Origin of the sequence: Pseudomonas meliae, assembly GCF_001400515.1 — a bacterium.
In the GTDB taxonomy this organism is placed as follows: Bacteria; Pseudomonadota; Gammaproteobacteria; order Pseudomonadales; family Pseudomonadaceae; genus Aquipseudomonas; species Aquipseudomonas amygdali.
Genome location: NZ_LJQT01000051.1, coordinates 20,752 through 34,092 on the forward strand (window position 1 = coordinate 20,752; position 13,341 = coordinate 34,092).

12 protein-coding genes and 2 tRNA genes are annotated in these 13,341 nt (G+C 56.9%); all 14 read left to right on the forward strand.

All coding sequences use genetic code 11. The features are described from left to right. A partial coding sequence (folP, locus tag ALO64_RS02445) for a dihydropteroate synthase (RefSeq protein WP_162232055.1) occupies positions 1-825 on the forward strand: 825 nt, incomplete at its 5' end. Positions 826-841: 16 nt separating this feature from the next. Beyond that, positions 842-2,185, forward strand: a complete 1,344-nt coding sequence (glmM, locus tag ALO64_RS02450; RefSeq protein WP_002555129.1) for a phosphoglucosamine mutase — start codon at positions 842-844, stop codon at positions 2,183-2,185. 66 nt (positions 2,186-2,251) lie between these two features. Beyond that, positions 2,252-3,007, forward strand: a complete 756-nt coding sequence (gene tpiA / locus ALO64_RS02455) for a triose-phosphate isomerase (RefSeq protein WP_002555128.1) — start codon at positions 2,252-2,254, stop codon at positions 3,005-3,007. A gap of 4 nt (positions 3,008-3,011) precedes the next feature. Beyond that, the gene (gene secG, locus ALO64_RS02460; protein WP_005733037.1) at positions 3,012-3,392 is read left to right on the forward strand and encodes a preprotein translocase subunit SecG; all 381 of its coding nucleotides are present in this window, start codon (positions 3,012-3,014) and stop codon (positions 3,390-3,392) included. Between the two features lie 45 nt (positions 3,393-3,437). Beyond that, a tRNA-Leu gene (locus tag ALO64_RS02465) sits at positions 3,438-3,523 on the forward strand. 95 nt (positions 3,524-3,618) lie between these two features. After that, positions 3,619-3,695 (forward strand) — tRNA-Met (locus ALO64_RS02470). Between the two features lie 130 nt (positions 3,696-3,825). Continuing rightward, on the forward strand, positions 3,826-4,284 hold the full coding sequence (rimP, locus tag ALO64_RS02475) for a ribosome maturation factor RimP (RefSeq protein ID WP_044344213.1): 459 nt from the start codon (positions 3,826-3,828) through the stop codon (positions 4,282-4,284). Positions 4,285-4,343: 59 nt separating this feature from the next. Next, positions 4,344-5,825 carry a transcription termination factor NusA gene (nusA, locus tag ALO64_RS02480; protein WP_002555125.1) on the forward strand — a complete coding sequence of 494 codons (1,482 nt, stop codon included), beginning with the start codon at positions 4,344-4,346 and terminating at the stop codon, positions 5,823-5,825. A gap of 27 nt (positions 5,826-5,852) precedes the next feature. Beyond that, positions 5,853-8,384 (forward strand): translation initiation factor IF-2, encoded by a 2,532-nt coding sequence (infB, locus tag ALO64_RS02485; protein ID WP_044344208.1) that lies wholly within the window; start codon positions 5,853-5,855, stop codon positions 8,382-8,384. Between the two features lie 159 nt (positions 8,385-8,543). Further along, positions 8,544-8,960: a 30S ribosome-binding factor RbfA gene (gene rbfA / locus ALO64_RS02490; RefSeq protein WP_002555123.1), complete on the forward strand. Its 417-nt coding sequence runs from the start codon at positions 8,544-8,546 to the stop codon at positions 8,958-8,960. A 3-nt stretch (positions 8,961-8,963) separates the two neighbouring features. Next, positions 8,964-9,881, forward strand: coding sequence for a tRNA pseudouridine(55) synthase TruB (gene truB / locus ALO64_RS02495; RefSeq protein ID WP_004656648.1), 918 nt, complete (start codon positions 8,964-8,966; stop codon positions 9,879-9,881). Positions 9,882-10,040: 159 nt separating this feature from the next. Beyond that, complete coding sequence (rpsO, locus tag ALO64_RS02500) at positions 10,041-10,310, forward strand: 30S ribosomal protein S15 (protein WP_002555121.1); 270 nt, start codon at positions 10,041-10,043, stop codon at positions 10,308-10,310. A gap of 175 nt (positions 10,311-10,485) precedes the next feature. Next, complete coding sequence (gene pnp, locus ALO64_RS02505; protein ID WP_044344209.1) at positions 10,486-12,591, forward strand: polyribonucleotide nucleotidyltransferase; 2,106 nt, start codon at positions 10,486-10,488, stop codon at positions 12,589-12,591. A gap of 287 nt (positions 12,592-12,878) precedes the next feature. Beyond that, positions 12,879-13,244 (forward strand): BON domain-containing protein, encoded by a 366-nt coding sequence (locus ALO64_RS02510; RefSeq protein WP_054991647.1) that lies wholly within the window; start codon positions 12,879-12,881, stop codon positions 13,242-13,244. Positions 13,245-13,341 lie beyond the last annotated feature (97 nt).

Genomic DNA, 13,341 nt, shown 5'->3' on the forward strand with positions numbered 1-13,341 from the left:
CTTAATTGCGGCAACCGGGTTCTTGATTTGGCCCATACACACGTGATGGGTATCCTCAACGCAACCCCGGACTCCTTTTCCGATGGCGGCCGCTACAGCCAGCTTGATGCTGCCTTGCGTCATGCCGAAGCAATGGTGCAGGCCGGTGCCACACTGATCGACGTCGGCGGCGAGTCGACGCGCCCGGGTGCGCGTCCGGTGTCTGCGTCAGAAGAGGTCGAGCGTGTGGCGCCGGTGGTTGAGGTCATCGCGCGCGAGCTGGATGTGATCATCTCTGTGGACACCTCCACGCCTGAGGTCATGCTGGCGACGGCTGGCCTGGGTGCCGGGCTTATCAATGACGTCCGCTCGCTTCAGCGGCCAGGCGCGCTTGAGGCGGCTGCAAGCACTGGTTTGCCGGTGTGTCTCATGCACATACTGGGTGAGCCCGGAACCATGCAGGATGATCCGCATTACGACGACCTTGTGGGCGAAGTGGGCGCTTTCCTGCTCGAGCGCATGAATCAGTGTGCTACGGCGGGGATCGATCAGCAAAAGATCATTCTTGATCCGGGCTTTGGCTTTGCCAAGACACTGGAGCACAATCTGAGCCTGTTCAAGCACATGGAAGCGCTGCATGCGCTCGGTCAACCTTTGCTGGTGGGCGTTTCGCGCAAGAGTATGATCGGTGCTGTGCTGGGGCGACCCGTAGATCAGCGTCTATCCGGCGGGCTGGCCCTGGCTGCTTTGGCTATGACCAAGGGGGCCCGAATTCTACGTGTGCACGATGTCGCCGAAACGGCTGACGTGGTGCGCATGATCGCAGCTGTCCAGGCAGCTGAATAACAACAGTGGGGCATCCATGACTACCAGAAAATATTTCGGAACCGACGGCATTCGTGGTCGTGTAGGGCAATTTCCGATTACGCCCGAGTTCATGCTGAAACTGGGTTGGGCTGCAGGCATGGCCTTTCGCAGGATGGGCGCCTGCCGGATTCTCGTCGGCAAGGACACGCGCATCTCTGGCTACATGTTCGAATCCGCCCTTGAAGCCGGGCTCTCTGCGGCCGGTGCTGACGTGCTACTGCTGGGGCCTATGCCGACACCTGCGATTGCCTACCTGACGCGTACGTTTCATGCCGAAGCAGGCATCGTGATCAGTGCCTCGCACAATCCGCACTACGACAACGGCATCAAATTCTTCTCCGGTCAGGGCACCAAACTGCCTGACGAGATCGAAATGATGATCGAAGAGCTGCTCGATGCGCCGATGACCGTGGCGGAGTCCGAGAATCTTGGCAAGGTTTCGCGAATTAACGATGCGGCAGGGCGTTATATCGAATTCTGCAAAAGCAGCGTGCCGACCAGCACCGATTTCGCCGGACTCAAGGTGGTCATCGACTGCGCGCATGGTGCGACCTACAAGGTAGCGCCCAACGTCTTTCGTGAGCTCGGAGCGCAGGTTGTCGTACTTTCTGCGCAGCCTGACGGGCTCAATATCAACAAGAATTGCGGCTCCACTCACATGGAAGCCTTGCAGGCGGCAGTGGTCGCAGAGCATGCCGACATGGGCATCGGCTTCGACGGTGACGGCGATCGCGTGTTGATGGTTGACCATACCGGGACCATCGTCGATGGCGACGAGCTGCTTTACATCATTGCCCGTGATCTGCATGAACGTGGACGCTTGCAGGGTGGTGTCGTCGGCACGTTGATGAGTAATCTCGGGCTTGAACTGGCCCTGGCCGAACAGAACATCCCGTTTGTTCGCGCCAACGTCGGTGACCGTTATGTGATCGCCGAGTTGCTTGAGCGCAACTGGCAGATCGGCGGTGAAAACTCTGGCCACATCGTGTGCTTCCAGCACGCCACCACCGGTGATGCCATCATTGCTTCGTTGCAGGTAATACTGGCCCTGCGTCGCAGCGGCATCAGTCTCGCCGAAGCGCGCTTGAAGCTGCGCAAATGCCCGCAGATCCTGATCAATGTGCGCTTTGCAGGTTCAGGTGTAGATCCCGTTTCGCACCCGTCGGTCCAGCAAGCCTGTGCGCGTGTTACCGAGCAGATGGCCGGACGGGGCAGGGTACTGCTGCGCAAGTCGGGCACAGAGCCTTTGGTGCGCGTGATGGTCGAAGGTGAGGATGAAACCCAGGTCAGATCGTACGCCGAAGAGCTCGCAAAACTGGTTGCTGAAGTTTGCGCCTGATTTCGGCTTGCCAGTGTCGGAAGTGTTGGGTAACATCTGCGCCCACTTTGACCCACGAGGTGTAGCATGCGTCGCCCAATGGTAGCTGGTAACTGGAAAATGCACGGTACCCGCGCCAGCGTCGCTGAGCTGATCGAGGGTTTGGGCAAGCAGGTGTTGCCAGGCAGCGTCGATATCGCCGTAATGCCTGCAAGTCTGTTTACCAATCAGGTGATCGAAGGGCTTCAGGCAACGTCGATCATTGTCGGTGCGCAGGATGCAGCCATTCAGGCTGAGCAGGGCGCGCTGACCGGTGAGATCGCGTCGAGTCAGCTGGCTGATGCAGGTTGCAAACTGGTACTTGTCGGGCACTCCGAACGTCGTCAGCTGATTGGCGAGCAGGATGATGTGCTTAACAAGAAGTTTGCGGCGATCCAGGCAAGCGGGCTGACACCTGTGCTTTGCATAGGCGAAACGCTTGAAGAGCGCAAGGCAGGGCAGACGCTTGAAGTTGTCGGGCGTCAGCTTGACAGTGTCATCGCCGAGTTTGGCGTCAGCGCACTGATCAATGCCGTAATTGCCTACGAGCCGGTCTGGGCCATTGGCACCGGATTGACTGCTTCGCCTCAAGAGGCGCAGGAAGTGCACGCAGCAATCCGTGCGCAGCTGGCAAAAGAGAATGCCGAAGTCGCACAAGGCGTGCGACTTCTCTATGGCGGCAGCGTGAAGGCGGCCAATGCGGTCGAGCTCTTCAGCATGCCGGATATCGATGGGGGGCTCATTGGTGGAGCTTCCCTGAATGCAGATGAGTTCGGTGCGATCTGTCGCGCCGCGGGAAACTGAAAAAATGCTGGAAACAGTCGTAATCGTTTTTCACCTGTTGGGCGCTCTGGGCGTTGTTGCTCTGGTATTGCTGCAACAGGGTAAAGGTGCTGACGCCGGTGCGTCGTTCGGAGCAGGGGCATCAAATACTGTCTTCGGAGGTCAAGGAACCTCTACCTTTCTCAGTAAGTTTACTGCTATACTTGCAGCATGTTTTTTCATAACCAGCTTGGGGTTAGGTTACTTTGCTAAAGAGAAAGCTCAACAGCTGACTCAAGTAGGTTTGCCAGATCCCGCAGCACTGGAAGTGAAGCAAAAGCCGGCAGCAGATGATGTACCGGTTCTCGAAGGGCAAAAGCCAGCCGTTGTTCCAGCTGACGTACCTCAAGCCCCAGAGAAGAAGTAAAAAAGAATTCGGCGATGTTTCGTGAGGTCGCCAAAGAGTTGTAATGCCGAGGTGGTGGAATTGGTAGACACGCAACCTTGAGGTGGTTGTGCCCAATGGGTGTAGGGGTTCGAGTCCCCTTCTCGGTACCAATTAACAAGGGAGCCCGCATTAGCGGGCTTTCTTGTAGGTGGATGTTGGATTGACCCAGCAATGGATCGGTCGTATACTTCCACTCCAGCTTTGTCGCGGGGTGGAGCAGTTTGGTAGCTCGTCGGGCTCATAACCCGAAGGTCGTTGGTTCAAATCCAGCCCCCGCAACCAGTTTTAGCGGAGCCCCTTTTAAGGGGCTTTTTGTTAGCTGGACAGTACATGACGTCGATGTTCAGCGGCGTTTTCAGGGATGGGCTTTTGCCCATTTTTTTATTTCTAAAGCATGCACGAGGGGGTTCAGGTGTCGAGCAAGCTAGAACAGTTGCAGGACTTGTTGGCCCCGGTGGTCGTGGCCCTTGGCTATCAATGCTGGGGGGTCGATTTCAGTTCCCAGGGCAAGCATTCGGTGCTGCGCATTTATATTGACAAGGAAGGTGGTGTGCTGGTCGACGACTGCGCAATCGTAAGTCGCCAGATCAGCGGTGTATTGGACGTAGAAGATCCGATCAGCACTGAATACACCCTTGAAGTATCGTCTCCTGGCATGGAGCGCCCGCTGTTCACTATTGAGCAGTTTGCTTCGTACGCCGGGGAACAAGTGAAAATAAAGCTGCGTTCACCTTTCGAAGGGCGACGCAACTTTCAAGGCCTTCTCCGCGGGGTGGAGGAGCAGGATGTCGTGGTGCAGGTTGAAGACCATGAATTCCTGTTGCCGATCGACATGATCGACAAGGCCAACATTATTCCCACGTTTGACTGAGACGTGCCGGTTACTGCGGATCCCGCGGATCCAATGGCTTGCGAAAGGCGAGGCGTACGATGAGCAAAGAAGTACTGCTGGTTGTTGAGTCGGTGTCCAATGAAAAGGGCGTTCCGGCAAGTGTAATTTTTGAAGCGCTGGAGCTGGCTCTTGCCACCGCTACCAAGAAACGTTTTGAAGATGAAGTAGAACTGCGTGTAGAGATCAATCGCCAGACAGGCAACTACGAGACTTTCCGTCGCTGGACAGTTGTCGAAGACGAAGATCTGGACGATCCTGCGTACGAATTGGCCGTAGACCAGGCTCAAGTCAAGAAGCCAGGTGCCGTTGCGGGCGACCTGATCGAAGAGAAAATCGATTCCATCGAATTCGGTCGTATTGCCGCACAGACCGCCAAGCAAGTCATTGTGCAGAAAGTTCGTGAAGCCGAGCGCGCTCAGGTAGTCGATGCCTACCGTGAGCGTCTGGGTGAAATTATTTCTGGTACTGTTAAAAAGGTTACACGTGACAATGTCATCGTTGACCTGGGTAACAATGCCGAAGCCTTGCTGGCTCGTGAAGACATCATTTCCCGGGAAACTTTCCGGGTCGGTGTTCGCGTCCGTGCTTTGCTGAAGGAAATTCGTACCGAAAACCGTGGTCCTCAGCTGATCCTGTCGCGTACTGCGCCAGAAATGCTGATCGAGCTTTTCCGCATTGAAGTGCCGGAAATTGCCGAAGGTCTCATCGAGGTGATGGCTGCCTCCCGTGACCCGGGTTCTCGTGCGAAAATCGCTGTTCGCTCCAAGGATAAACGAATCGATCCGCAAGGTGCCTGTATCGGCATGCGCGGTTCGCGAGTTCAGGCTGTTTCCGGCGAGCTGGGTGGCGAGCGTGTGGATATCGTTCTTTGGGACGATAACCCGGCGCAGTTCGTGATCAATGCAATGTCCCCTGCAGAAGTAGCGGCAATCATCGTAGATGAAGACGCGCATGCAATGGATATCGCAGTGGGAGCGGACAACCTGGCCCAGGCTATTGGTCGTGGCGGTCAGAACGTGCGTCTGGCAAGTCAGCTGACTGGCTGGACACTGAACGTAATGACCGAATCGGACATCCAGGCCAAGCAGCAAGCTGAAACCGGTGACATCCTGCGCAATTTCATCGAAGAACTCGAAGTCGATGAAGAATTGGCACAGGTGCTGGTTGATGAAGGCTTCACCAGCCTGGAAGAGATTGCCTACGTACCGTTGGAAGAAATGCTCAACATCGACGGCTTTGACGAAGAAATCGTCAACGAGCTTCGCGCTCGTGCCAAGGATCGTTTGTTGACTAAAGCCATCGCTACAGAGGAAAAGCTGGCAGACGCCCATCCGGCCGAAGACCTGCTCTCGCTTGAGGGTATGGACAAGGATTTGGCGATGGAACTGGCGGTGCGCGGCGTAATTACCCGCGAAGACCTGGCCGAGCAGTCTATAGATGACCTGCTCGACATCGACGGCATTGACGATGATCGTGCCGGCAAGTTGATCATGGCCGCCCGAGCCCACTGGTTCGAGTAATTGGGCGCGGCCTGAGGAGAGAAGTGCATGACGCAAGTCACGGTGAAAGAACTGGCCAAAGTGGTCGACACACCGGTAGAGCGCCTGTTACAGCAGATGCGTGAGGCAGGTCTGCCGCACACCGCCGCCGAGCAAGTTGTGACCGATAACGAAAAACAAGCCTTGTTGACGCACCTGAAAAGCGGTCACAAGGCCAAGGTGGAAGAGCCTCGCAAGATTACCTTGCAGCGCAAGACCACCAGCACCCTGCGCGTTGCTGGCAGCAAGAGCATCAGCGTTGAAGTGCGCAAGAAGAAAGTCTTTGTGCAGCGTAGCCCGGAAGAGATCGAAGCCGAGCGCAAGCGCGAGATGGACGAACGCCGTGCGGTAGAAAATGCCGCTCGTCAAAAGGCTGAAGAAGAAGCCAAGCGTCGCGCTGAAGAAGATGCGCGCAATCAGCCTGCCGCCGGCCAGCCTGCTTCGGCGCCTGCGCAACCTGTTGCTGCAGCTGAGCCTGTGTGCGAAGCACCAGCGCCAGCAGCGGCTGCTCCGGCACCTGCCAGCGCAGCGCCGTCTGCTGACGCTCGCAAGCGTGACGAACAGCGTCGCCCTGACAAGCCTCGTGCTGACGACCGCAATGCCCGCGGCGGCGACGGGGAGCGTAAAAACGCTCCGCATCGCGCTTCGGTCAAGGAGAAGGCTCCGGCCCCTCGCGTTGCTCCTCGTACTACCGACGAAGAAAGCGACAGCTTCCGTCGTGGTGGTCGCGGCAAGTCCAAGCTGAAGAAGCGCAATGCACATGGTTTCCAGAGCCCTACCGGCCCTGTGATCCGTGACGTTGCCATCGGCGAGACCATCACTGTCGGCGAATTGTCGGCACAGATGTCGGTCAAGGCTGCTGAAGTCATCAAGTTCATGTTCAAGATGGGCACTCCGGTGACCATCAACCAGGTGCTGGATCAGGAAACTGCCCAGTTGATCGCCGAAGAGCTGGGCCACAAGGTCACGCTGGTCAGCGACAACGCCCTGGAAGATTCCCTGGCCGAATCGCTGAAGTTCGAAGGTGAGTCGTTCTCCCGTGCACCGGTTGTGACCGTAATGGGCCACGTCGACCACGGTAAGACCTCGCTGCTCGACTACATCCGTCGTGCCAAGGTTGCAGCTGGCGAAGCTGGCGGCATCACCCAGCACATCGGTGCCTACCACGTTGAAACCGAACGCGGCATGGTCACGTTCCTCGACACCCCTGGTCACGCCGCGTTTACCGCCATGCGTGCTCGTGGTGCCAAGGCAACGGATATCGTGATTCTGGTGGTTGCAGCTGACGACGGCGTTATGCCGCAGACCATCGAAGCTGTTCAGCATGCTGTTGCGGCTGGCGTTCCGCTGGTTGTTGCGGTGAACAAGATCGACAAGCCTGGTGCTGACCTCGATCGTATCCGCAGCGAGCTGTCGGTCCATGGCGTGACGTCCGAAGAGTGGGGCGGTGATACGCCTTTCGTTTCGGTATCCGCGAAAATGGGTACTGGCGTCGACGAGCTGTTGGAAGCTGTTCTGCTGCAAGCCGAAGTTCTGGAACTCAAGGCAACTCCTTCGGCCCCGGGTCGTGGCGTTGTTGTCGAGTCCCGTCTGGACAAGGGCCGTGGTCCGGTCGCTACTGTTCTGGTTCAGGACGGTACGCTGCGTCAGGGCGACATGGTTCTGGTCGGTTCGAACTTCGGCCGCATCCGCGCCATGCTTGACGAGAACGGCAAGCCGGTCAAAGAAGCAGGTCCTTCGATCCCGGTCGAAATCCTGGGTCTTGACGGTACTCCGGATGCTGGCGACGAGATGTCGGTGCTGGCTGACGAGAAGAAAGCCCGCGAAGTCGCTCTGTTCCGCCAAGGCAAGTTCCGCGAGGTCAAACTGGCTCGCGCTCATGCCGGCAAGCTGGAGAACATCTTCGAGAACATGGGGCAGGAAGAGAAGAAGACGCTTAATATCGTCCTCAAATCCGACGTCCGCGGTTCTCTGGAAGCATTGCAGGGTGCCCTGGGCGGCCTGGGTAACCACGAAGTGCAAGTGCGCGTAGTCGGTGGCGGTGTCGGTGGTATCACCGAGAGCGACGCCAACCTGGCACTGGCCTCCAACGCTGTACTGTTTGGCTTCAACGTGCGTGCCGATGCTGGCGCGCGCAAGATTGTCGAGCAGGAAGGTCTGGATATGCGTTACTACAACGTGATCTACGACATCATCGAAGACGTCAAGAAAGCCCTCACCGGTATGCTTGGCAGCGACGTTCGGGAGAATATCCTGGGTATCGCCGAAGTCCGCGATGTGTTCCGTTCGCCGAAATTCGGCGCGATCGCAGGCTGTATGGTTCTGGAAGGCACTGTCTACCGTAACCGTCCGATTCGTGTTCTGCGCGAAGACATCGTTATCTTTGAAGGCGAGCTGGAATCCCTGCGCCGCTTCAAGGACGACGCTGCCGAAGTACGTGCAGGCATGGAATGCGGTATCGGCGTCAAGAGCTACAACGACGTCAAGGTCGGTGACAAGATCGAAGTCTTCGAGAAGGTCCAAGTGGCTCGCAGCCTCTAAATCGCGAGCTTCAGGAGTCATGGTGGGAGCTTCGCATGCAAATGCCCTGCTTCCCCCATGGGCTCTAAACGCAACGCCCGGTCTGGCAATTGTCAGGCCGGGCGTTTGCCGCTTTCAGACTGTCAGGGTTTGGTCCCGGATCAGTAACAGGTAACAAGCATGGCAAAAGAATACAGCCGTACCCAACGTATTGGCGATCAGATGCAGCGCGAACTGGCGCAACTGATCCGTCGCGAAATCAAGGACCCACGCGTGGGTCTGGTCACTATCACCGCCGTAGACGTCAGCCGTGACGTGGGTCATGCGAAGATTTTCATGACCGTCATGGGCCAGGACAGCGCGGAAGAGATCGCACAGACCATCAAGGTGCTCAACTCTGCCGCAGGCTTCCTGCGCATGCAGCTGGCACGCGAAATGAAGCTGCGCAGCGTGCCTCAACTGCATTTCCACTACGACGAAAGCGTCGTGCGTGGTGCGCATCTCTCGGCACTGATCGAGCGTGCGGTAGCGCAAGACGGTCAGCATCAGGAAGGCTCGGCATCGCCAGATGCAAAGCCTGAAAGTACCGAGGAATAAAGGGTGGCTCAGGTCAAGCGTATACGCCGCAATGTCAGCGGGATCATCCTGCTCGACAAGCCACTGGGTTTCACTTCCAACGCCGCTTTGCAAAAGGTTCGCTGGCTGCTCAATGCCGAGAAAGCCGGGCATACGGGCAGTCTTGATCCTCTGGCAACGGGTGTTTTGCCGTTGTGCTTTGGCGAAGCGACCAAGTTTTCCCAGTACCTGCTCGATTCGGACAAGTCCTACGAGACTCTGGCGCAGTTGGGCAAGACCACCACGACCGCCGACTCTGAGGGCGAGGTTTTGCTCACGCGTCCTGTGACCGTTGGTCGCGACGATATTGAAGCAGTGTTGCCGCATTTTCGTGGGCAAATCAGCCAGATACCTCCCATGTACTCGGCCCTCAAGCGTGATGGCCAGCCACTTTACAAGCTGGCACGTGCAGGGGAAGTAGTGGAGCGCGAGCCCCGTTCTGTTACTATTGCGCGCCTGGAATTACTTGCTTGCGAAGGCGACACAGCACGTCTGTCCGTCGATTGCAGTAAAGGCACCTATATCCGTACGCTGGTCGAGGATATTGGTGAAAAGCTCGGTTGTGGTGCTTACGTCGCAGAGCTGCGCCGTACCCAGGCGGGGCCTTTCACGCTGGCTCAGACGGTTACGCTGGAAGAGCTGGAGCAAGTGCATGCCGACGGCGGCAATGAGGCGGTTGACCGCTTCCTGATGCCATCGGACAGCGGTCTGCTGGACTGGCCGCTTCTGAAGTTTTCGGAGCACAGTTCGTTTTACTGGTTGCACGGGCAGCCAGTGCGCGCGCCGGACGCACCGAAATTCGGTATGGTTCGCGTGCAGGATCACGAAGGTCGCTTCATCGGTATCGGTGAAGTCGGCGAAGACGGGCGTATTGCGCCGCGTCGATTGATTCGGTCAGAGTGACCGGAACCAGTCCGTCCGCAGGCTAGCCTGCGAGCGGGGTGGAACGAGGATGGCTGTCAACAGGCACGGTCATACCTCCTTTTTTAATACGAGGATCTGTCCTCGGCCTGTTGGAAACGTTTCTCCGGAAGCGCTTCCTTGAACAAAAGGATTGCCCACATGGCACTCAGCGTTGAAGAAAAAGCTCAGATCGTAACCGACTACCAGCAAGCTGTTGGTGATACTGGTTCGCCAGAAGTGCAAGTTGCACTGCTGACCGCCAACATCAACAAACTGCAAGGCCACTTCAAGGCCAACGGTAAGGACCACCACTCGCGTCGTGGTCTGATCCGTATGGTAAACCAGCGTCGCAAGCTGCTGGATTACCTGAAAGGTAAGGACGTTAGCCGTTACAGCGCCCTGATCGGTCGTCTGGGTCTGCGTCGCTAATAACGACGTTGCTAGAGGTTGGTTGTCTGTCACGATCCGTCGGGTTTTCCCGGTGGTTCTGGCAGGCTCCCAGCCTCAAGTTTTATCTGGACTGTGGAAGGGGCCGATTCCCCACGCTGCCCAAGAATTCGCAAGAAACCAGTTCCCCAAGAGCCACAAAGAAAGGTAGGAAACCGTGAACCCGGTAATCAAAAAGTTTCAGTTCGGTCAATCGACCGTAACCCTCGAGACAGGCCGTATCGCCCGTCAAGCCTCTGGCGCAGTATTGGTCACCGTTGACGACGACGTCAGCGTACTCGTGACTGTGGTCGGCGCCAAACAGGCTGACGCTGGCAAAGGCTTCTTCCCTCTGTCCGTGCACTATCAGGAAAAAACCTACGCTGCCGGCAAGATTCCTGGTGGTTTCTTCAAGCGTGAAGGCCGTCCTTCCGAGAAAGAAACCCTGACCTCGCGCCTGATCGACCGTCCGATCCGCCCGTTGTTTCCAGAAAGCTTCATGAACGAAGTGCAGGTTGTCTGCACCGTCGTCTCCACCAGCAAGAAAATCGATCCGGACATCGCTGCGATGATCGGTACTTCGGCTGCACTGGCCATCTCCGGTATTCCGTTCGACGGTCCGGTCGGTGCTGCGCGCGTTGCTTTCCACGAAAGCACCGGCTACCTGCTGAACCCGACTTACGAGCAACTGCAGGCTTCGAGCCTGGACATGGTCGTAGCCGGTACTTCCGAAGCCGTTCTGATGGTTGAATCCGAAGCCAAAGAGCTGACCGAAGACCAGATGCTGGGCGCTGTGCTGTTCGCCCATGACGAATTCCAGGTGGTGATCAACGCCATCAAGGAACTGGCTGCAGAAGCCGCCAAGCCTGTCTGGGACTGGCAGCCAAAGCCTGAAGCCACCGCACTGCTGGGCGCTATCCGTGCCGAGTTCGGCGACGCGATCTCCCAGGCTTACACCATCACTGTCAAAGCCGACCGCTATGCGCGTCTGGGCGAGCTGAAAGATCAGGTCGTTGCCAAGCTGGCTGTTGAAGAAGGCAGCCCGTCTGCCAGCGAAGTCAAAGCTGCTTTCGGTGAAATCGAATACCGCACCGTTCGCGAAAACATCGTCAACGGCAAGCCGCGTATCGATGGTCGCGATACTCGTACCGTTCGCCCTCTGAATATCGAAGTCGGCGTTCTGCCGAAGACTCACGGTTCGGCACTGTTCACCCGTGGCGAAACTCAGGCGCTGGTTGTTGCAACGCTGGGTACCGCGCGCGACGCACAGCTGCTCGACACCCTTGAAGGCGAGAAAAAAGACCCCTTCATGCTGCACTACAACTTCCCTCCGTTCTCTGTGGGCGAGTGTGGTCGCATGGGCGGCGCGGGCCGTCGTGAAATCGGTCACGGCCGTCTGGCCCGTCGCAGCGTTCAGGCCATGCTGCCAGGCGCCGACGTGTTCCCGTACACCATCCGTGTCGTGTCGGAAATCACCGAGTCCAACGGTTCCAGCTCCATGGCTTCGGTCTGCGGCGCTTCCCTGGCACTGATGGACGCTGGTGTTCCGATGAAGGCACCGGTTGCCGGTATCGCCATGGGTCTGGTCAAGGAAGGCGAGAAGTTCGCCATTCTGACCGACATCCTGGGTGACGAAGATCACCTGGGCGACATGGACTTCAAGGTAGCCGGTACCTCCAAAGGTGTTACCGCGCTGCAGATGGACATCAAGATCAAAGGCATCACCGAAGAAATCATGGAGATCGCCTTGGGTCAGGCCCTGGAAGCTCGCCTGAACATCCTCGGTCAGATGAACCAGATCATCGGTCAGTCGCGTAACGAACTGTCGGCCAACGCTCCGACCATGATCGCGATGAAGATCGACACCGACAAGATCCGTGACGTGATCGGCAAGGGTGGTGCAACCATCCGTGCTATCTGCGAAGAGACCAAGGCTTCGATCGACATCGAAGACGACGGCTCGATCAAGATCTTCGGCGAGTCCAAGGAAGCGGCTGAGGCAGCACGTCAGCGCGTTCTGGGCATTACCGCAGAAGCCGAGATCGGCAAGATCTACGTCGGTAAGGTTGAGCGCATCGTCGATTTCGGTGCATTCGTCAACATCCTGCCGGGCAAGGACGGTCTGGTTCACATCTCGATGCTGAGCGATGCTCGCGTAGAGAAAGTGACCGATATCCTCAAGGAAGGTCAGGAAGTCGAAGTGCTGGTACTGGACGTGGACAACCGCGGTCGTATCAAGCTGTCGATCAAAGACGTAGCGGCAGCGAAAGCGTCGGGCGTCTGATTGATCTGAGCGGCATGTGAAAAAGGACTCTTCGGAGTCCTTTTTTATGAGCGCAATTAGAGGGTTACAAGCGGGGCATGCAAACTGCTCGGTATAAACATGCATCTTGCAAGCACAATAAGTGAGGAACGGGCAAACTGCACGACCCGGCTAAAAATGAAAAAACTCAACTATATGATTTTAAAGGATTTTTAGTATATTTGGTTTTTGGCACACCGCTTGCGATATACCTGTTAACCCTGCCACCACACGCTGGTGCAGATTTCGAGAAAAACAGGAGTTATCGTATGAAGAAGTTCACTATTGCCGCTGCTACCGCTACCGCTACCGCTACTGCCCTGACTCTGACCATGGCCAACGCTGCTTTCGCACAGACCTCGGCCCAAGCGCCAATGGTTCTGGCAGCCAACACCACTACTCAAGAAGTCAAAGAAGATACTTCTGACACTTGGATCACCACCAAAGTCAAAGCTGACCTGCTGACCGAGAAAGGCATCCCAGGTTCGGACATCAAGGTTGAGACCAACAAAGGTGTGGTTTCCCTGTCCTCCATGGTAAAAGTTACCGAAGCTCAGAAAAACACCGCCGTCGCTATCACCAAGAAAATCAAAGGTGTTAAAGACGTATCGGCTGCTGGCCTGAAAGCCGAGTAATCGAATACTGCCCATGAACAGTCGCAGTCATTGATTGATGGAAAGTTCATGCGAGGCTACAAGGATGTAGCCATTAAAGGCCCCGACTGAAGAGTCA